The organism is Paenibacillus sp. FSL H7-0442 (assembly GCF_038593105.1).
Classification (GTDB): domain Bacteria; phylum Bacillota; class Bacilli; order Paenibacillales; family Paenibacillaceae; genus Paenibacillus; species Paenibacillus polymyxa_D.
Map to the genome: position 1 here is coordinate 674,227 of NZ_CP151963.1, position 21,106 is coordinate 695,332.

Here is a 21,106-nt window from a genome sequence, read left to right on the forward strand (position 1 = left end):
CGGAAGCTAAGTTTATTACCCTACACGATTCAATAGTAATGTTATGAAGTGGAAAGTGACCATTTACATGATTGTGCATGCATATTTAAATTAGACTTTCAACCATGTACGTATAGAAACGCCCTTCCGAAACTAACTCCTCCTCATAAGGAGGAGTTTTATCATCTGGAACCACCGCTAACCCCCTTTGCTTAAGAAACAGAGGCCGTATTGCGCTTTTCCTTGGCGTTGCCGCGGTCGCGACGACTCAGCAGAAACCCGACCAGAGATGCTGTGGATTGTTGGAAAATCATCCCCAGTACAACCGGCAATGCTACCGGGGCCGGGAAATAGGTGATGGCAAGCACGGCTCCCGCGCTAATATTGCGCATGCCGCCGTTAAAGACAAGCGCCGTACGGTCTGCATTATTCCACCGCATCAGTCCTGATATCAGATAACCGATTGCATATCCAGTGGAAGCAAGGACGATTATGGATAGGCATACTCCGACAAGCTTAAGATTAAAATCGACCAGATAAGGCGCAATGACAGATCCGTTAATCATGACGACAAGAGCCATAGCCAGCTTGGAGAACGGTCCTAGCCGTGGTCCCCATACCTGCTTGATCTTCCCTTTGGTCCATTCGTTCAACACCATGCCGATTAGCGAAGGAACGACAATCATCCAGAATAGGCTCTGCATCATCGCCCAGGTATCGAGCTGCACATCCGCTCCGATCAGTAGGGACATGATGCCCGGCACGGCAAATGGGGCCAAAATCGTATCAATTAAAATGATCGCCAATGTCAGCGCTGTATTGCCTTTATAGATGTTGACCCACACGAAGCTGGAAATGCCCGTAGGGATAGCTGCACCAAGAATAAGTCCAGTAATCGTGTAAGGATCATCACTGAAGGCCAGATGTCCCAGCATCATGGCGAGAAGCGGCATGGCCAGGTGAAGAATAAACAGACAGGCGATCAGCGGACCAGGATGCTTGATCACATGGACAAAATCCTTAAACCCCATACTGATGCTGCCCGCGAAGGTCATGAATGCAAACAGCCAGGGAGAGAGTTCGGTATATTCTGACAACGGCGTACCGATTAGGACGCCAATTAGAATGCTGATTGGTGTAATTAGCGGCATAGCTGCATTTAGTCTACGATTCAACGTGAGGAGCATACAAAACTTCCTTTTTTAACCTTAAGTATAGACCTTGCACCCATGATTCGTAAATGATCTGTGACCTTGCGGTAGCCCGATAGAAGCAAATTTGAACGCTCCTGATGAACATAGATCAACCCTTCAAATTATTTCGGTATTTCAAAGGAGAGCAGCCCATTATTTTTTTGAATAGCCTGGAAAAGTAGTAAGGGTCCCTAAAACCGAGTTGTATGCTAATTTCTTTAATAGAAGCATTCGTCAAATCCAAAAGCTGACTGGCCCTCTGTATCTTCATTCTTAAATAGTAATCGACAGGAGAGTAGCCGGTGGATTGTTTGAATATCAAGTTCAGATGCTGCTTGGATACCTGAACATGCCGACTAAGCTCCTCAAGTGAAACGGTGGATTCCAATTGTTCACTCATATAGCGTGTTGCTTTATCCACATGACTCTGGTACGTACTGTCTTCCTTGCGAAATGCAACGGATACAACAAAACTCAGCAGATAACGGACAGTTTGCGATACTTGGACTAAATGTATAATGGAGTATGACTTGTTCAGTAAAAGGTCGTAACACTGATGAAATAGCTCCAGTAGTTTGACTTCATCACTGGCGGCCATCGAAACATACGTTTTAAAAGGCTCAAATAATGCCATAAAGTCATCCACTTGGTCCCCTTTAAGATGAAACCAGTAAATCGTCCAAGGATCTCCATCGTCAGCCCCATAAGCATGCGGCATGTCCCTAGGAATGTACGCAAAGCTTCGCTCCGCCATGTCAATCGTTAGGCCATCCTTTGTTCGTATCCAACCTTTTCCGCTGGCACAGTAGATGAATATATGAGAGTCACAACCGTGCATTCTTTCACGAAAATGATGGCGGGCATGGCTGAAGCAGCCTATGTCCGTAATATATAGATTTCTTGTAAGCGGATTCATATTTAATTTATCCAGCATATAGGGTGGAAGGACATATAACTTTTCACCCTCAAATCCATCAGCTTTCTTATTCATAATCTATCCATCTCCCAGCCGTAAGCGGCTCTAATGATGAAATACGTATATAATCCATCATAAACAGTGGATTGTCAATTGTCTGTAATGTCGCTTACTTGTAAGCTCTGAATATAAGGGCGACTATGAGGGAGTGATGGAATTGAGCATTTTCGATGCTAAGGCACGCGTGTGGGAGGAAACCGTGCAGATCCCTACGTATGGAATTGGCAAACCCGACAAAAATCCAATGTTTCTGGAGAAACGTGTCTACCAGGGAAGCTCTGGTCGAGTGTACCCGCATCCAGTAATTGATAAAATTGAGGATGAGAAGAAACTTGAAAATTACCAAATGGTTTTTCTGGAAAATAAGTATTTGCGCATTGAGATCATGCCTGAGCTGGGAGGCCGCATTTATCGTGCGGTCGACAAGACCAACGGTTACGATTTTGTTTATTATAACAGGGTCATCAAACCAGCGCTTGTGGGCTTATTGGGGCCGTGGATATCTGGAGGGATTGAGTTCAACTGGCCGCAGCATCACCGTCCCAACACTTATGGACCCGTTGAATACAAGTTGGAAGAACATGACGACGGAAGCGCAACGGTATGGGTGAGCGAAATTGATCGTATGTTCGGCACGAAAGTAACAGCTGGTTTTACACTACAACCAGATAAAGCATACCTTAAAGTTGAGACCCAGCTATACAACCGGACTGACGAGCCTCAAACGTTTCTATGGTGGGCCAATCCAGCCGTAGCGGTACATGAGCACACACAATCCGTTTTTCCTCCAGACGTATCAGCCGTGTTCGACCATGGAAAGCGTGATGTATCCCGTTTCCCGATCGCTACAGGCACTTATTATAAAATGGATTATTCTGAAGGTGTAGATATCTCCCGATACAAAAATATCCCTGTCCCCACTTCATATATGGCCTATAAATCGGATTACAATTTCATAGGTGGTTACGACCATATGAAACAAGCCGGGCTTTTGCATGTGGCCAACCATCATATCTCTCCTGGAAAAAAGCAATGGACATGGGGAAATGGCGAATTCGGCCAAGCATGGGACCGGAATCTAACAGACGAAGATGGTCCCTACATCGAGTTGATGACGGGGGTATATACCGATAACCAACCAGATTTCACTTGGCTTCAGCCGTATGAAGAAAAATCGTTCTCGCAGTATTTTATGCCTTACAAACATATTGGTATGGTCAAAAACGCTTCAATTGACGCAGCCGTTAATCTGGAATTAAATTGCAGCGAAGGGACAGCACAGATTGGAGTCTATGTAACTTCCTCATTTCGTGAGGCTGTTGTGGAATTAAGTAGTCAGCGGAAAGTTTATATTAAAGAAACCTTAGATCTGACACCTAATAAGGCCTTTATACAGAAGACAGTTATTTTGGCTGAGGATGAGGATTATGAACTATGCTTAACCGTCAAAGACGCGACCGGAAGGGAGCTGATTAGCTACCAGCCGAAGAAAAAGGAAGTTGAACAGATGCCGGCTGCCGCCGCCCCCCTGCCAGAACCGGAGGAATTAAGAACGAACGAAGAATTGTATTTAGCGGGACAACATTTGGAGCAATACCGTCATGCTACCTTTGAACCCGAGGCGTACTATCTTGAGGGCCTGAAAAGAGATAAAAATGACAGCCGCATAAATGTGGCATATGGTACGTTGCTTCTTCGTAGAGGGTTGTATTCAGAAAGTGAAGAGTGCTTTCGTAAAGCCATCTCGCGGGTAACCTGGCGTAACTCTAATCCCTATGACGGTGAGGCCTACTACCAGCTTGGTTTGTCGCTAAAACACCAAGAGCGGTTGGATGAGGCGTTCGCTGCATTTTATAAATCAGTATGGAGTGCAGCATGGCAAGACAGCGGATATTTCTCGCTGGCACAGATTGCGACAGAACAAGGGAACTATGAAGAAGCATTGGAGCTCGTGGAGCGTTCAATCATCCGCAATGCTCACAATTACAAAGCACGCAACCTGAAGTCGGCTATTCTTCGTAAGCTCGGCAGCTACGAAGCAGCAATAACCTTTTCCAAGGAAACGATGAAGCTCGATATCGCCGATTTTGGAGCTTACCGTGAGCAAGCATTATCTTTAGAGGCTCTCGGGTTACGAGATGATGCTAAAACGGTCTTCGCGGAGCTGGAAAAATGGATGCGTGGAGATGTGCATAATTATATAGCGGTAGCATCGGACTATGCGGCGGCGGGACTTTATGAGGATGCAGCATGTGTGCTGGAAGAAGCTCCAGAGCAGGCGAAAACATACCCTATGCTGTATTACGTTCAGGCCTTCTGCTATGCTAAAATCGGCAAGCATGAGCAGGTGAACAATGCTCTCGCTCAGGCCGCAGATGCAGTACCCGACTACTGCTTTCCTAATAGTCTGTTGGAGTTGGATGTGTTACAATTTGCAATTCGAACGAGACCGGGGGACGGAAAGGCGCATTATTACTTAGGTAATTTACTCTATGATAAGAAACGGCATCGGGATGCCATTTCCAGCTGGGAAGCGTCTCGTTCCATTGACGATACTTACCCCGTTGTTCACCGTAATCTTGCTCTTGGATATTTTAACAAACAAGGCCAAGTAGAGAAGGCTCGCCATTCGTTAGAGCAGGCCTTTGCGTGCAATACTTCAGACGCGCGTGTTCTTTATGAGCTTGACCAGCTGTATAAGAAGCTGAACATCAGGCCCAACGACAGATTGAACCTAATGGAGAGTTATCCGGGAATCATAAAGCTTCGCGATGATCTGTTTTTGGAATATGTAACCGTTCACAATGCGATGAAGCAGCATAAAATAGCGTTGTCCTTGCTGACAGGGCGAATATTTCACCCATGGGAAGGCGGAGAGGGGAAGGTAACTGGACAGTATAGGCTTGCCAAGGTAGAGCTTGCGAAGTCCGACCTGAGGTCTGGGCGGATTGAACAGGCTGTAAAAGGGCTGCGGGAGGCTTTAGTGTATCCAGAGAATCTTGGCGAAGGTAAGCTAGAGGGTTCCCAAGATAACGATATCTATTATTATTTGGGCTGCGCGTATGAGCTATTGAAATTAACAGATGAGGCAAGGCAGGCCTTTTCCACGGCCTCTCAAGGACTGGGGGAACCCATTGATGCCATGTATTATAACGATCAACAGCCAGATATGATATTTTATCAAGGATTGGCCTGGAAGAAACTTGGTTATGCGAAGGAAGGCATGCGTCGATTCAACAAGCTCATTGATTACGCCGAAAGGCACTTGTTCGAACCCGTGAAAATGGATTATTTCGCGGTCTCGTTACCCGACTTTCTCATCTTTGAAGATGACCTGAATATTCGTAATCAGGTTCATTGTACTTATATGAAGGCACTTGGTTTGCTTGGATTAGGGCGACAGGACGAAGCTATCTTGCATTTTGAATCGGTGCTTAAGCTGGAAGCTAACCATCAAGGAGCATTGAACCATATGGACTGGAGCTGGGAGGGGGAATCAAATGAGTAATCTCATGAGAAATGTACCGCGCAAATTGACGATCACCATGTGGGACTTTTCTTGGTATACAATGACGCAGGAAGGTGAGCCCTACAGCGATCTTGAGGCCCGTTTTAAAGAAGCGGTCGAAAGAGGCTACAATACGATCCGAATATGTGCTATGCCATTCATGTTGTTTACAGCGGATGGCAAACGTCCTGGACCCTTGGAGTTTGCTAACCTTGGGGAAGTAGGCCAGCGTACGCGTTGGTATAACTGTCGTGGCGGCGCAGTGCTGGACGGGCATGCTCATTTACTTGAACTGTTTAAACAAGCAAAGGCTCATAACTGTTACATTATGTTATCCTCTTGGGAATATCAGCAGAGTCCCAGCTTTCTGGCTCATGCTGAGCTTAGAGATGAATTAGCTGCATTACCTCCTAAGGAGAGATTCATGGCCATTGCAAAATCAATGGATCAGTTGATCCGTTTCGTCACAGCAGAAGGCTATAGGAACCAGATCATCTATACAGAGTTGCATAACGAAGTGGAATTTGGGCAGTTAAACGCTGTTGGGACGTCTGAAGGCATAGCCGAAACGAATGTACCAGCGCTTATTGAAGCCATGCAGCCCTATGTAGAAGAAGCGATTGAATATCTTCGCCAATGTCATCCCGATATTATGATGACGGCAAGCTATACGTTAAATGAAGCCTACCCTAAAGCTTACGTCGCGCGCAATATGCAGGTTGCCCATTTTCATCTTTATATTAAAGGGGTACTCAATGAGCTTATGGAAGCGGCAGCGCTTTATGATGAGTTGGCGCCGTTCCCCAATCCATTCGTACAATCCCTATTAAGAGAAGATGCTCCTCCATTTGCAAAGTGGACCCTGCCTCCGGAGCAGAATTGGCGGATGGAAGGCAATCCAGTCGGCATGAGGCTTATTTATTTACACGACTGGGTAGATCCCGACCAATGGGATTTATTTTTGTACGATCGGTATGGAGACCATAAAATTGCCATGTTGCAGAAGGCCGACACCCGCTTGGAAGAAATTCATGAATGGACTCGTCATTCCGGTATTCCAATAGTCATAGGAGAAGGTTATGTAGGCTACACGCCGCTGTATGCCCAATTTGAAGAAGGCCCAGTCGGCAAATTTATCGCTGAATATGTGTTGCGAAAAGGAATGGCACTTGGGTTCTGGGGAATGACCCTCTGCTCTAACTGTGCTCCCCATCATCCATTCTGGAATGATATCGCTTGGCAGCGCAAATGGAATCAATTTATCTTGAATTCAGATTAACGAGTGAGGGGAGTGAACTCCATGAGAAACTATCGGGTTACAGTCAAAGACGATCAAAAGCATATTGTTAAAGGACATATCAAACTTGGCGGCACCAATCCAAAAGGAGAGGAAATCGGATTCACCAACTATTTTATGAAGAAGGACGGAGAGCCCTTTTTCGGTATTTGTGGTGAATTCCATTATGCCCGTTATGATGAACGCTATTGGGAAGACGAAATCATTAAAATAAAAATGGGCGGCGTAAACATCATTGCCACTTATATTTTTTGGAACCTACATGAAGAATTTGAAGGTATTTTTAATTGGAGTGGGAACAAGAATCTTCGTCGTTTCATCGAGTTGTGCGGCAAACATCAGGTATACTCCATTATTCGGATCGGACCCTTCAATCATGGGGAAATTCGAAACGGCGGTATGCCGGATTGGTTATTTGGTCGACCATTTGAGGTTCGCTCTAATGATGAGGGGTATCTGTTCTATACGAGAAGATTGTATAACGAAATCGGTACCCAGGTTAAAGGGCTGCTATATAAGGAAGGGGGGCCGATTATCGGTACCCAAATCGAAAACGAACATCATCATTCATCTGCCCAGTGGGCATGGACTGTAGGAATTAATGATATGTGGTTAAACAGCGGAAGTGACGGTAACTCGCATATGTTAAAACTTAAAGAAATAGCTCTGGAAGCGGGGATTGATACTCCGATCTATACGTGCACAGGATGGGGAGGAGCAACAACTCCTGTCCCTGATATGCTGCCATTATGGGGCGGGTATGCCTATTGGCCATGGATCTACTACCAAGAGGGGCGTTTGGAAGGGATGGACGAGCATCCTGCGACACCGGAATACATTTTCCGAGACAAGCATAATAACAAGATTCCAAAGAGCTACAATTTTGAGCCTCAATATGCCCCTGAAGACTATCCGTACGCTTGCTGTGAAATGGGTGGCGGCATGGTTCAGTTTTATAAATATCGGTTCGCCTTTCCCTACCGTAGTGTTCCAGCGATGACTGTCATGAAGGTTGCAGAAGGCTGTAACCTGATCGGATACTACATGTATCATGGGGGTTCCAATCCTCGAGGTGAGGTTAACCCGTTCACAAATGATCTAGCCACCCCTAAAATATCTTATGATTTCAACGCCATGATCGGCGAATTCGGTCAAGTAAGAGAGTCATATCAAAGAACAAAGCTGCAACATTACTTTTTTTCAACGTTCCAAAAGCAATTCTCTCTAACAAAGACTATTCTGCCAGGGGATACGTCCCAGATGGACCCTTATGATGTGGAAACGTTACGATATGCAGTGCGATCCAGTGCCGGATCGGGGTACCTATTTCTAAATAATTTCCAAGACCATGTCGAAAATGACGACCTGTGCGATTTTAATGTGAGCATTGAGCTGCCCGAGGAAACGATTGTAATCCCTAGTCAAGGTGAACTAACGTTAGGACGTGATAGTTTTGCCATATTGCCATTTAACTTCAATTTAGATGGAATGAAGCTCAAATATGCTACGGCACAGCTGATAACAAGGATAGAAGAAGATGGAGAAGTGTATTATTTTTTCTTTGTACCAGAGGGCATGAAAGGAACGTATGCAATGGAGTCAAAAGGCATGATCAGTGCCACAATCGACAAAGGTTCGATAGAGCAATTCGATGGGAACACGATCATTAAGGTTGCTGAAGAGGAGGATAGTCTCATCCATCTGGTATCTGAAAGTGGCAAAAAAGTTGCCATCTACACGATGACTGATGAGCAAAGTCTTACATTTTGGAAGGTAAACATGCAAGGCCGGGACAGAGTCATTTTGACCAATGCCAATGTACTTGTATATGAGGGCGATCTAAGGCTGGAATCGACGGATCAAGAAATGGTATCCCTGAGTGTATTCCCTGATTTCGACGCCTCGATCACATCTATTACTGGTGGAGAGCTGCTAGACATAACAGAAAACAATGTATTTAAAACGTATCGTTTAAAGGCTCCTAAGCGAGAAATTCATTTCAATTTGAAAAAAATAAATGACGATAAACTTACTATTGATTTTGAGATAGATGCCTTTCACGGAATTAAGGAAGCTCTGCTGCGTATCGATTATACTGGAGATATCGGTTATGCTTTTATGGATGGCGAACTGATCAACGATAATTTCTGCAACCATACGACCTGGGAAATAGGCTTGAAAGCATTTGAGCATCGGCTCATCGAGCAAGGGTTGTACGTATATGTTTCCCCAATACGAAAAGGTAAGGTTCTCAACAGCAATACGACTATGGCTGGCTGGAAAGAGACGGCAAAGGAACGTATCGTAGATATCCGCGCAGTCAGCATCGTGCCTGTGTATGAAATTCGACTCACCGTATAACCCAGGAAGTGTAAGTTCAGAGACGCACAGTGGGTACTTTTAGTATAAAGTATAAAAATGTAAAAGCTCATGGTCGTTCAACCATGAGCCTTTTTTACTTTCTGATAGTACGTTTAGTAGATACCAGCCTTTTTCGATGTTTCTTTGATCCCGTTGCTTCCGTTAACTACAGTTTTCCCCCAATCCGTCAGATTGCCATTAGGTCCTGTTACAAGATCAAGGTAGGAAAGATTGGAACTATTACCATACCAGGACCAGGCTAACCAGCCTACTCCTTTGGATTGACCGTATCTCATGATTTCTGTCTCGTCGACGTCTGCTCCCTGGTGGTAACCGCCAAATTCGCCAATAATCAGAGCGAGTCCTTGATTCAGAACGTTATCAATATTGGTTCGAACAGTTTGAACATCTTTACCAGCGAACTCATACATATGGATGGAAAATACCGTATTCTTCAAAGAATCAGCTGCGAATACAGATTTACCAAAGTCATTGATAGATTGAGGATATTGTCCCCATCCGGCACAATCGACGATGAGTGTATTTTTGATACCTGCGTTTCTCAGCTTGGGAATCGCTTGCTTGTATCCATCAGCCCAACCACTTCCATTCCAAGAACCATACCATTCGTTTGCAATGTTTACGATAACCCGGTCTTCCTTGCCGATCAGAGCATCCTTTATGCTAATCCAGTAGTTCACAGCTGCATCCAAAGACGCGTAGTCGTCTTTGCCTGTAGCATCATGAACTTCAAGCACAGCAATCATTTTATGGTTGGAGACGAGAGAAATAATATCTTTCACGGAATTAATATCATCCTTGGTGTACTGGTTTCCGTTAGAAAGGACAATTCGGACGGTATTAGCACCTGTCTGGGCAATTGCCGGGATCGCTGTATAAAGATCGTTTTTGTACCATGTGTGAGCATGATTGACGCCTCTCATAACAAATGGCTTGCCTGTAGAATCATACAATTTGGTACCGCTTACATAAAATCCTGAAGCAGCTTCTACCTTGGAGAAAACTCCTCCTAAACCAATCATGATGAGCAAGCCGATCATTCCAGACAATAGTGATTTTCTTAACAATACCTTCATTTTTATTCCTCCCTAAATATATTATTCAACTTCCTGCTATACAGAGATGAAGTTAGGTATGTAAGTGTGTAAATAGCAGTAAGCTAAACACAAAATTAAGCGCTTTCAAATATGAAAAAAGTTATTTTTGTTATTCTATCATTTGTGTTTTTGTTATTCAATCGGTTATTTTGGTTATTTTTTTGTGTTTTTGAAGTATAAACACATGGATGTATTATTTAAGTGCTATTTTCTGTGGTTTCATTGTATTTATTGTTTATGTTTGTTTAAAATTTAGTTTATATTGATAAAAATAACCTAACTATATTTCTGTGATATTCCGAATTTGTGTAGGTTGACCTAACGTTTTTCTTGGTTAATTATTTTGAACAAAGGTGAGATCTATCGGACAGCAATACCTAAGCTTCACCGCGATATTAAATTATAGTATGATATTCTTGTGAAAAATTTTACCAGAGTGAATAGGGGCAAGCTGATGAGAAAACCAATCATTGCAGTCGATATGGACGATACCATCTGTCATCTCGTCAAACGAGCCATATACCATAACAATAGTGAATTTCCCACTCATCCGCTTCGTTATGAAGAAATGTTAGATTGGAACACCGATCATCTACGTCATCCCAAAAGCACGCATGATGTATTTTATGGGCGACCGGGTTTGTTTGAGGAACTTGAACTGTTTGACGATTATGTTGTAGAAGAAATGGAGAAGCTTTGCAATGCTTTTGATGTCATTATTGTGACAGCGGCAGAGCCCAAGACCGTCGTAGAGAAATGGAATTGGCTTCAAAGACATATGCCATTCATTCCGATCGAGAACTTTTTCCCATGTAAACGAAAGAACCTGATTAACTATGATCTCCTGATTGATGATGGCCCTCATAATTTAGTACCTGCGCTAAAGGAGGGGAAAAAGGTGCTTTGTATTCCTCATCCATGGAATCTGAGAGCAAGAGAGCAATATGAATTCCCCGTCATGACATCCTGGCAAGGAGCAAAAGAACGAATCGACTCCATTTTAGGAGTTCTGTATAAATAATAGAATTATTCGTAAAACAGCTGGCTCCTCTGGAACTGGCTGTTTTGCTAGAAAGAATAGCGCCTATGGCTGAAATAAAATGGTACAATTGCTATGCATTATCCATGAGGAGGGAACGTGTATGACCATGACTATGGGTCTGATTGTGAATCATCTGACCAAGGGAATAAGCCTACCCCACACCACCGTAGATCTGCTGGACCCAGGATCTGTAGATACTGAGGTGCAAGGAATTGTAACCGCTTTCTCCGCTTCACAGTACGTGATAGAACAAGCTATTTCTCTAGGTGCAAATTTTATCATTACACATGAAGGCATTTTTTATAGTCATCAGAGGATGCATGAGTGTCTACTACATGATCCGGTTTTTTCGCAAAAATCTCGCCTCATTGCCGATGCAGGTATAGGCATTTATCGGTTTCATGACACCATACATCGTTATCAACCGGATGGAGTGATGGTTGGGCTTCTTCAGGCGCTTGGCTGGCACAACTACATGGTAAAACAGCAGCCGACGGCCGCCATTTTGACTATTCCCGCTATGAAAGTTAAGGAGATCGCTGAATATATCAAAGCCAAACTACATATTCGTTATGTACGGGTGGCTGGCGAGGTTTCCATGCCATGTGAACGAGTGGGAATTTCAGTAGGATACAGGGGAGGTGGCGATCTAGCCATTCCATTATTTCTAAATGAAAATGTAGATGTAGTCATCGCCGGTGAAGGCCCAGAATGGGAAACACCAGAATATGTTAAAGATGCTGTCTATCAAGGGCACAGTAGAGCACTTATCATGCTGGGACATGCTGAAAGTGAAGCACCTGGGATGAAGTATCTCGCAGATGTGCTTTCCGCCCAATTTCCGATGCTTCCCGTACACTTTATTGAAGATCACCCGGTGTTTCAAATATTGTAATGAGAACACGTTTTTTGTGATGGTCATCCAGCACTGCTGTTATATCCGTTCATCCACTTTATGAAATGGAGGCGAGATCATGGGAAGCAGAGTGATTATGCCGTTCAAAACAGACTGGAGATTTATAGAAGGAAATTACGCGGGTGCTGAGAAAATGGACTACAACGATGAGCATTGGCGGCTCCTTCATGTCCCTCATGATTGGAGCATTGAAAAGTCCTTTGATCCACATATGCTGTATGGTGGCAATCAGGCTTATTTGCCAAGATGGTCTGTCGGATGGTACAGAAAGCATTTTAATGTGAAGCCCTCCTCTCCAAAACAGCGCGTATACATACAATTTGATGGCATTCACAGTAACAGTGAGGTTTGGATCAATGGGCATTTTGTGGGCAAGCGACCCTATGGATATGTTAGCTTTCAATATGATTTGACTCCATATATTCGGTGGGATGAGGAAAATGTGATTGCCGTCAAAGTGGACAATACGATTCTTTCACCTGACAGATGGTATTCGGGGGCCGGTATTTATCGTAATGTTTGGCTGATTTGTACGGATTATATTCATATAACCGAATGGGGGACTTACATTACCACACCTGAAATTTCGCCAGATGAAGCCAAGGTGACTGTCAGAATCCAGGTCACTAATCAACACGCGCATGCCGTAGAGTGTACGATTATGACTGAAATGCTGGACCCACAGGGACAGATCCAAGGAAAAGTGGAAAACCGAGTTACTCTTTCGAGCTGTGAAACGGGGGAAATAGAGCAAAAAACGCGAGTTTTAGAGCCAGAACTATGGTCACCGGACAACCCAGTGCTCTACGAAGCCCAGACGACGATCTATTGCGACAATACAGAGGTGGATCGTTATTGTACCTCTTTTGGCATAAGAGAAGTGAAGCTGGATACACAAAAAGGTTTATTTTTGAATGGGCACAGCTTAAAGCTAAAGGGAGTGTGCATTCACCATGATTTAGGCTGTCTGGGGGCTGCTTACCATGATACAGCCATGAAAAGAAGGCTGCAAAAGCTGAAGGAAATGGGCTGTAACTCGATCCGTTTTGCTCATAACCCGATGGCGCCCGAATTATTAGATTTATGTGACCAGATGGGGTTCTTGGTGGTTGATGAGGCTTTTGATAAGTGGAAATCTCTTTTCTATGAGCATTTATATGATGAGTGGTGGGAAAAAGATCTGGAGGCAATGTTGCTCAGAGACAGGAACCATCCCAGTGTTTTCATGTGGAGCGTTGGGAATGAAGTGGAAAACCAAGGGCAGCCATCCATGCTAAAAATGTTGGAGCAGCTCGTGGGTTTCTGCCATGAAAAAGACCCAACCCGATCGGTTACATATGCGCTTGAGCCGCATAATACACCGATCAGCTTGCGTGAGGGTTCGATTGAGGCCAAAGTGGAGCATACTAAGCAGCTGGCACAACGAGTGGATGTTCTGGGGTTAAACTATCAGGAGCAGTGGTATGAGCACTATAGGGCGGCCATGCCGGATATGCTTATCCTTGGAACCGAGACGTTTCCATACTATCGGGGCAAGGATAACCGGGTTAAAGGTTATTTGCTTATGAATCCCTGGTTTGATGTCGCTAATCATGATTATGTGATCGGTCAATTTGTTTGGAGTGGAATTGACTATTTGGGAGAAACGAGCTATCCCTCCAAAGGGTGGTCTTCGGGCCTGATTGATACTTGCGGATTCCGCAAACCAGTATCTTATCTCCAACAAAGCTTATGGTCTAATCAGCCTGTTGTGCACATAGCCGCATTTAACGAACATATGAAATCGGAATTTAATCCGACATGGACAATGCACTGGAAATCTCCGGCCATGGAAGATCACTGGACATTTCCTGACTACGGTGGAAAATTGATACGGTTGGTTATCTTCACCAATTGTGAGAGTGTGGAATTGATCGTGAATGATGAATTATACGGTGAGAGGAAGCTAGTGGATTACCCTAATCATTTAATCCTATGGGAGCTTCCCTATACACCGGGCAAAATCCGAGCTGTGGGTCGTAATGGAAACGAGAAGGTTTGTGAGCATGAACTGACTACTGCCGGGACTCCTTATGCTCTAAAGTTGGAGGCCGATCGGACGGTTCTACCTGCTGATGGGCATGAGATATCTCATGTGGAAGTAACCGTCATAGACCCAAACGGGATCACTGTACCTAACCAGGATGTTGAATTAACCTTTAAACTGCATGGTGATGGCCGCATCCTTGGAATAGACAATGGGGACCTCACCAGTGATGAACCCTACAAGGGGAATGAGAGACGAACACACAGAGGAAGGTGTCTTGTGGTTGTACAATCTGGGAATGTGGCTGGTGAGCTGTTGCTTCAAGCATCAGCAGATGGAGGGTTACTGGGAGGAACCAGGCTGAAAGTGGAACAAGAATATAAATGACAATTCAAGGTTGATTCAGTAAAGACATTGTATTTTAGCTTACGTATTATTGTTACTCTTGACCAGCTTCTGGGCTGGTCTTTTTTATTTTTATATATAGGTAGGTTTCAGAATTGACATAAAAATAAGAAAGTTTTATAATTTCGGTATTAAAGAAATTAATTGAATAGTTTAATGAATGGGGTGTTTAATAGTGAACGAACGAGATTTCAAAGATGGGCTTTTCACCGAATACGCACGGATCGGAAAATGCTTGTCCAGCCCGAAAAGGTTGGAAATTCTTGATATTCTCATACAAGGACCCAAATCAGTTGAAGTTCTATCTAAAATGACTTCGATGTCCGTTGCCAATGTTTCTCAGCATCTACAAACTCTATATCAAGCTAAGTTGGTTCAATCCAAAAAGCAGGGAAACTTTGTGTATTATGAACTTTCTGATTCATCTGTTTTGCACTTTTTAAATTCACTGTATGACCTGTCTGAAAAGCAGTTAATTGAAGTTCAGCACATTAAGGAGCAATTTTTGGGTCAATTCTCGGATGTTGAAGGAGTCACAATGGAAGAATTGGCAATGCGGATGGAAAAAGGAGAGGTCACACTTCTTGATGTACGGCCGCGAGATGAATATGAAACTGCTCATATACCGGGGGCTGTTTCCGTTCCAATTGAAGAATTAGCGGAGCAGTTATCTTTGTTGCCAGCCGACTCGAAGATTGTGGCTTATTGCAGAGGCCCGTATTGCTTAATGGCGGTTAGAGCTATTGCATTGTTGCAGGCTCGTGGTTTCGAAGCTAGACACTTGGATAAGAGTGTTCATGATTGGAACGACTTTATCAGGGGAGGAAGTTAGCCTTAATGAATTTGACGAATGCTTCGCAGAAGAGGCAAGCGCTTATCAATTCCTATGCGGAATCTTCAGATAAGCAAAGAAAACTGTATCGTCGTACGCTTATCACCGTTATTTTCTCTCAAATTTTTGGAGGCGCCGGACTTGCTGCCGGAGTAACCGTTGGTGCGTTGTTGGCGCAAGATATGCTGGGTACGGATAAATTTACGGGGATTCCTGCGGCACTATTTACACTTGGTTCAGCGGCTGCAGCGCTCCTCGTTGGTCGGTTTTCCCAAAGATTCGGCCGACGAATGGGGCTGGGACTCGGTTTTATTGCAGGGGGAGTTGGGGCGATCGGTGTCGTTGTTGCAGCCCTTATGAATAGTATTACCCTGCTTCTAGTCTCCCTTCTTGTTTATGGATCGGGAACGGCTACAAATCTGCAGGCTCGTTATGCCGGTACAGATCTCGCAAGTTCAAAGCAGAGGGCAACAGCTGCGAGTATGGCTATGGTCTTTACAACGATCGGAGCGGTAGCCGGTCCCAACTTAGTTAACGTTACCGGAGAGTTTGCGTTATCCATTGGAGTTCCCAGTTTAGCGGGACCTTTTCTTTTAGCGGCGGTAGCCTATACATTAGCAGGCATAATATTATTGCTACTTCTTCATCCTGACCCTTTATTGGTGGCCAAAGCAGTTGCGAATCAGGCGGCACAAGGAAGCCAGTCGTCTTCTGATCTTGAGGCTACTCGTGATGGTAGAAAAGGAATTATTCTTGGCGCTTTAATCATGATAATAACTCAAATTGTCATGGTTGCGATTATGACGATGACTCCCGTACATATGAAGCACCATGGACATGGACTCGGCGAAGTAGGATTAGTCATCGGTTTTCATATTGGTGCTATGTATCTTCCGTCTCTAGTTACGGGTATTCTTGTCGATAAGATTGGTCGTATAGCGATGGCGATGGCTTCAGCTGTAACGCTACTTCTCGCTGGCGTAGTAGCTGCGTTGGCTCCCACTGATTCGATGGTTTTGCTTATTGTGGCGCTTTCTCTTTTAGGGATAGGGTGGAATTTTGGACTGATTAGTGGAACCGCTTTGATTGTAGATTCGACGACAATATCTAATCAAGCTAAGGTACAGGGATCGGTGGACGTACTTATTGCTTTGGCAGGAGCTTCGGGAGGAGCACTGTCCGGGATGATCGTAGCAAATTCAAGCTATTCCATACTTTCTTATGCGGGAGGAATTCTGGCGCTGGCGTTACTTCCTATCATGTTATGGATGCGTTCAAAGAGAGCATAGACTAGCAAAAAACGACCTTATGGTCGTTTTTCAGGCTGTCGAGAAAGTCTCGACAGCCTATTTTATGTTAATTTTGTTTAAGACGACACCGCGTTAATGTTGTATAATATAGGTAACTATTGTAGAACGGATGGTGTTGATATGCTACGCTCCAACCGCGAAAAACAACAATCCTACGAATTTGTTTCCATCGAAGATCTGGTTCCTCAAGATCACTTGCTCCGCAAAGTAGATAAGTATATCGATTTTTCGTTTATCGATGATAAAGTTCGACCACTGTATTGTGCAGACAACGGGCGTCCTGCCATTGATCCTACCGTATTGTTTAAAATGATCTTTCTCGGTTATTTCTATGGCATTCGCTCAGAACGGCAACTCGAGCGAGAAATTCAGACGAACCTAGCTTATCGTTGGTTTCTGGGGTTGGGCTTAACGGATAAAGTTCCGGACCATACGACGATGAGCTGGAATCGTCGCACTCGCTTTAAAGACACCACGATCTTTCAAGATATCTTCGATGAAATTGTGCTGCAGGCGATCTCTCACCGAATGGTGGGTGGGCGTGTTCTCGTCACCGATTCCACACACGTCAAAGCCAATGCTAACAGGCACCAGTACACCAAAGAACAAGTGTTGCAGAATACTAAAGACTATATGGACGAGCTGAACGAAGCGGTGAAGGATGACCGGAGAAACCACGGAAAAAAGCCTTAAAATCCCGAGAGGAAGTGAACGAAGAAAAAGAAATTAAAGTGAGCAAAACAGACCCGGACAGCGGCTATATGATCCGTGATGGCAAGCCCGAAGGCTTCTTCTATCTGGACCACCGCACGGTGGATATGAAGTACAATCTGATTACGGACGTGCATGTGACACCGGGGAATGTACATGATTCTGTCCCCTATTTGTCCCGTTTGGATCGCCAAAGAGAACGTTTTGGTTTTCAAGTAGAAGCTGTTGCACTAGATTCAGGTTATTTAACAACGCCGATTTGCCGAGGTTTGCAGAACCGAAAGATTTTTGCCGTGATTGCTCACCGAAGATTCCATCCCAGACAAGGACTGTTTCCGAAATGGAAGTTTGAATACGATGCCAAACGCAATGCGTATAGATGCCCAGCCCAACAGGAACTGCCCTACCGAACGACGGACCGTAAGGGATACCGGCAGTATGCCTCTGACCCAGCTCAGTGCCAGCATTGCCCACTGCTAAGTCAGTGTACCCAGTCTCGAAACCACCGCAAAGTGGTGACTCGGCATGTCTGGGAAGACAGCAAAGAGTGGGTACGGAGCAACCGGCTGAGCCCATCTGGTAAAAAGCTGTACCGCAAACGAAAAGAGACGATTGAGCGAAGCTTCGCGGATGCCAAAGAGCTCCATGGGTTTCGCTATTGCCGTTTGCGCGGTCTTCCAAACGTCAGGGAACAAGCCCTTATGACGGCAGCCGTGCAGAACATGAAGAAGATGGCGATCCACCTAGCTCGCCTGGAGAAACAGGGGTAACCCCCCCTGCTTCTCCAGAGACCAGAGCATTATGATGTGAAAAAGAAACCCACGTCTCAAAATGACGGGGTTTCTCGACAATCTGAAAAAACGACCTTATGGTCGTTTTTTTGTGTTTACCTAACTGTCGGGGGGAAGCAGCCATAGTTCTCTTTTTGACAAATAGTTTGGATACGAATAGAATGACTAATTATGATATAACTTATTAAAACATTAATAAAAAGTGGTGATAAGTAGATATGTAAATGCCAGTAGAATCATCCATGAATCCTCGGGTAATTCGTAATATCTTGTTTTTGTTGTTCGCTTTACCGGGTGTAGCTTTTGCTTCCTGGGTATCTCGAACGCCTACTATACGGGGTAATTTACATGTCTCGACTGCCGAAATGGGAATCATTATTTTTGGATTAGCTGCATTTCTTTAGCGGGACTACTTATAGATCCCCCAGGCTTAGGGTTTTTAGGTGAACATGTTGGAACTTCTGCATGCCTTGATTGTAGTGCTTGTTGGCGTTATGGTCGCTGGTTTGATATCGGGTGCAGCCCAACCCATTGGAGTGAAAGAAAAAATCAGATTAAAAAATAAAGGGGATTGTCGCATGACTATGAAAACGGAAAAACAAAAGATGATAGATGGAGAACTGTATGTAGCTGCTGATCCTCAATTAACGAGTGAAAGAGAGTATGCGAGAAGATGTGTCCGTCTCTTTAATCAGACGACAGAGACGGATCGTGAGTACCGTGAAAAGTTACTTAAGGAGCTTTTCGGATCAACTGGTGAAAATATAGGCATGGAACCCAACATACGTTGTGACTACGGATACAACATCCATGTTGGAAATAATTTCTATGCCAACTTTGACTGTACCATTTTGGATGTTTGCGAAGTGCGCATTGGAGATAATTGTTTCCTGGCTCCAGGAGTTCATATTTACACAGCAACTCACCCCATAGATCCGTTTGAACGAATCGCTGGCCCAGAGTATGGAAAGCCTGTTAAGATTGGCAACAATGTATGGATCGGCGGGAGAGCAGTGATCAATCCTGGTGTTACGATAGGTAATAATGTCGTCGTGGCATCAGGTGCAATAGTAACCAAGGATATTCCAGATCATGTGGTTGTAGCTGGAAATCCAGCGCGAATAATTAAACAAATTGAAATCTCCTAAACAGCATACAGGCAAAGCATTTAATATTTGTTCCGATGATCCTATTAAAATAGCTCTTTATTTTAATAGGATCATTTAATTTAAAGACTAGTATGCTTATGGTCTTCAAGATTGAACTATACAGAGTAATAAATAATCATATTCATCCGAACTAGTGTTTCTCCTAGATTATAGTAAATGTGTGGGCGGTCTGCTTTAAAGCGGATCGAATCTCCAGCTTTAACCGTGTACATTTCTTCGCTGATTTTTACCACCATCTCACCCTCAAATACCGTAATAAATTCTTCTGTACCTTCACGGTGCGGCGCTGAACTCAGTTCCCCGCCTGCTTCAATCTCTACGGTGTAAACCTCAAAATTTCTACTTCCTTCATAGGGGAAAAACGGATATAACCTATAGTGATTATTTTCTTCAAGCACTTGTACTTTGCTTTTAGGAACGACTACCGCATCTGCAGGTGGTTCATTAATCAGAGCAGTGAAAGAGATTTTCAAGCCGTTCGCAATTTTCCATACGGTTGTAATCGAGGGATTAGATTCTCCGCGCTCAATCTGACCGAGCATCGTTTTACTGATCCCCGTCAGATCAGCTAATTTATCTAAACTTAATTTTCTTTCATTTCTTAGATGTTTCAAATTTTTACTTAAAATCAGATTAATATTCTCCATAATTCTTCGCTCCTATTGTGCTTTATAAAGAACATATTGTACAATCATAAAGTACAAATGTACGTCTCAACGTACATTTCATTCAATTATAACATACGGGAGTTGATTGTTGCATGCCGTTTATTCCGTTCCTTTCTTATGCACTTGTTAGCAGCTTTACGCCAGGTCCCAACAATATTATGTCTTTAGACAGTGCCAGGCGGTTGGGTTTGAAAAAAGCATTCCCATTCTTGCTGGGAGTAACAGCAGGCTGTTTCGCTATTATGCTGTTAGCCTGCTATTTTAATCTTGCTTTGTATCATTTTTTGCCACGAGTTAAGATCTGGATGAATGTCCTCGGCAGTCTGTACATGCTCTATCTGGCGGTGAAAATTGCAAAGAGCAAATCCTCTACGGACGATAATGATCACAATGAGGGATATTCCTTCAAATCAGGACTGTTGCTGCAATTTATCAATTTAAAAATCATTTTGTATGGTATTACGGTCATTTCAACGTTTGTAATGCCTTATGATGTATCATATATAGAGCTTATTACGATTTCATTACTCCTGACCTGTATTGGTTTTGTAGCTGTAGTGAGCTGGGCGATTTTTGGCGCTGTGTTTCAACGTTTCTTGAATAAGCATGAGCGTTCCTTCAATATCATAATGTCCTTATTGCTCCTTTATAGTGCACTATCGATATGGATGTAAATGAGCACCCTATTCATCAAAGAAAAGAAAGGTTCCTGACTATAGGCAGGGGCCTTTTTTCGTGTGAATTGAGCTTATTCTACGAGTCATAACATACAATCGAACAGAATGGATGAGTCTCCTGATCATT

General features: G+C 43.9%; 15 protein-coding genes and 1 pseudogene. 12 read left to right on the forward strand and 4 right to left on the reverse strand.

Annotation, left to right across the window (positions count from 1 at the left end; all coding sequences use genetic code 11):
- Positions 1-191: 191 nt before the first annotated feature.
- Together MHH57_RS02985 and MHH57_RS02990 are read right to left on the reverse strand one after the other, a co-directional pair.
- Entirely contained in the window at positions 192-1,166 is a 975-nt protein-coding gene (locus tag MHH57_RS02985; protein WP_029515905.1) for a bile acid:sodium symporter family protein, read from the reverse strand.
- Between the two features lie 115 nt (positions 1,167-1,281).
- Complete coding sequence (locus MHH57_RS02990; RefSeq protein WP_165178908.1) at positions 1,282-2,163, reverse strand: helix-turn-helix domain-containing protein; 882 nt, start codon at positions 2,161-2,163, stop codon at positions 1,282-1,284.
- A gap of 136 nt (positions 2,164-2,299) precedes the next feature.
- On the opposite strand from MHH57_RS02990, the gene MHH57_RS02995 reads away from it, so the two are divergent.
- From MHH57_RS02995 to MHH57_RS03005, 3 genes are read left to right on the forward strand one after another with little or no spacing between them, the layout of a single operon-like run.
- A complete protein-coding gene (locus MHH57_RS02995; RefSeq protein ID WP_342434809.1) occupies positions 2,300-5,656 on the forward strand; it encodes a DUF5107 domain-containing protein in 3,357 nt (1,118 codons plus the stop codon).
- On the forward strand, positions 5,649-6,935 hold the full coding sequence (locus MHH57_RS03000; protein WP_342434810.1) for a cellulase-like family protein: 1,287 nt from the start codon (positions 5,649-5,651) through the stop codon (positions 6,933-6,935). The genes MHH57_RS02995 and MHH57_RS03000 overlap by 8 nt, the downstream gene beginning before the upstream one ends.
- 21 nt (positions 6,936-6,956) lie before the next feature.
- Positions 6,957-9,314, forward strand: a complete 2,358-nt coding sequence (locus tag MHH57_RS03005) for a beta-galactosidase (protein WP_342434811.1) — start codon at positions 6,957-6,959, stop codon at positions 9,312-9,314.
- Positions 9,315-9,427: 113 nt separating this feature from the next.
- Here MHH57_RS03005 and MHH57_RS03010 read toward each other — a convergent pair whose 3' ends face one another.
- Complete coding sequence (locus MHH57_RS03010; protein ID WP_029515900.1) at positions 9,428-10,411, reverse strand: glycoside hydrolase family 5 protein; 984 nt, start codon at positions 10,409-10,411, stop codon at positions 9,428-9,430.
- A 475-nt stretch (positions 10,412-10,886) separates the two neighbouring features.
- Between MHH57_RS03010 and MHH57_RS03015 the strand changes: the two genes are divergently transcribed.
- The 8 genes and pseudogenes from MHH57_RS03015 to MHH57_RS03050 all read left to right on the forward strand — a co-directional run bounded on the left by MHH57_RS03015 (position 10,887) and on the right by MHH57_RS03050 (position 19,613).
- Complete coding sequence (locus MHH57_RS03015; RefSeq protein WP_029515899.1) at positions 10,887-11,453, forward strand: 5'-nucleotidase; 567 nt, start codon at positions 10,887-10,889, stop codon at positions 11,451-11,453.
- 121 nt (positions 11,454-11,574) lie between these two features.
- On the forward strand, positions 11,575-12,369 hold the full coding sequence (locus MHH57_RS03020) for a Nif3-like dinuclear metal center hexameric protein (RefSeq protein WP_069010920.1): 795 nt from the start codon (positions 11,575-11,577) through the stop codon (positions 12,367-12,369).
- A gap of 79 nt (positions 12,370-12,448) precedes the next feature.
- Positions 12,449-14,803 carry a glycoside hydrolase family 2 TIM barrel-domain containing protein gene (locus tag MHH57_RS03025; RefSeq protein ID WP_342434812.1) on the forward strand — a complete coding sequence of 785 codons (2,355 nt, stop codon included), beginning with the start codon at positions 12,449-12,451 and terminating at the stop codon, positions 14,801-14,803.
- Between the two features lie 193 nt (positions 14,804-14,996).
- Positions 14,997-15,653, forward strand: a complete 657-nt coding sequence (locus MHH57_RS03030; RefSeq protein ID WP_209949381.1) for a metalloregulator ArsR/SmtB family transcription factor — start codon at positions 14,997-14,999, stop codon at positions 15,651-15,653.
- Between the two features lie 5 nt (positions 15,654-15,658).
- On the forward strand, positions 15,659-16,942 hold the full coding sequence (locus MHH57_RS03035) for an MFS transporter (protein WP_069010922.1): 1,284 nt from the start codon (positions 15,659-15,661) through the stop codon (positions 16,940-16,942).
- 141 nt (positions 16,943-17,083) lie between these two features.
- Positions 17,084-18,444, forward strand: a protein-coding gene (locus MHH57_RS03040) for an IS1182 family transposase (RefSeq protein ID WP_342434813.1) whose coding sequence is annotated in 2 segments (ribosomal slippage) — positions 17,084-17,654 and positions 17,654-18,444 — 1,362 coding nt in all. Because the reading frame shifts where the segments join, the coding sequence is not laid out codon by codon here.
- Positions 18,445-18,707: 263 nt separating this feature from the next.
- A pseudogene (locus MHH57_RS03045) lies at positions 18,708-18,860 on the forward strand (MFS transporter); the annotation flags it as partial.
- A gap of 183 nt (positions 18,861-19,043) precedes the next feature.
- The gene (locus tag MHH57_RS03050; RefSeq protein ID WP_280921448.1) at positions 19,044-19,613 is read left to right on the forward strand and encodes a sugar O-acetyltransferase; all 570 of its coding nucleotides are present in this window, start codon (positions 19,044-19,046) and stop codon (positions 19,611-19,613) included.
- Between the two features lie 116 nt (positions 19,614-19,729).
- Here the strand turns inward: MHH57_RS03050 and MHH57_RS03055 are convergent, their stop codons facing one another.
- Entirely contained in the window at positions 19,730-20,281 is a 552-nt protein-coding gene (locus tag MHH57_RS03055; RefSeq protein ID WP_336077950.1) for an XRE family transcriptional regulator, read from the reverse strand.
- 113 nt (positions 20,282-20,394) lie between these two features.
- Between MHH57_RS03055 and MHH57_RS03060 the strand changes: the two genes are divergently transcribed.
- Positions 20,395-20,976, forward strand: a complete 582-nt coding sequence (locus MHH57_RS03060) for a LysE family transporter (protein WP_341162351.1) — start codon at positions 20,395-20,397, stop codon at positions 20,974-20,976.
- Positions 20,977-21,106 lie beyond the last annotated feature (130 nt).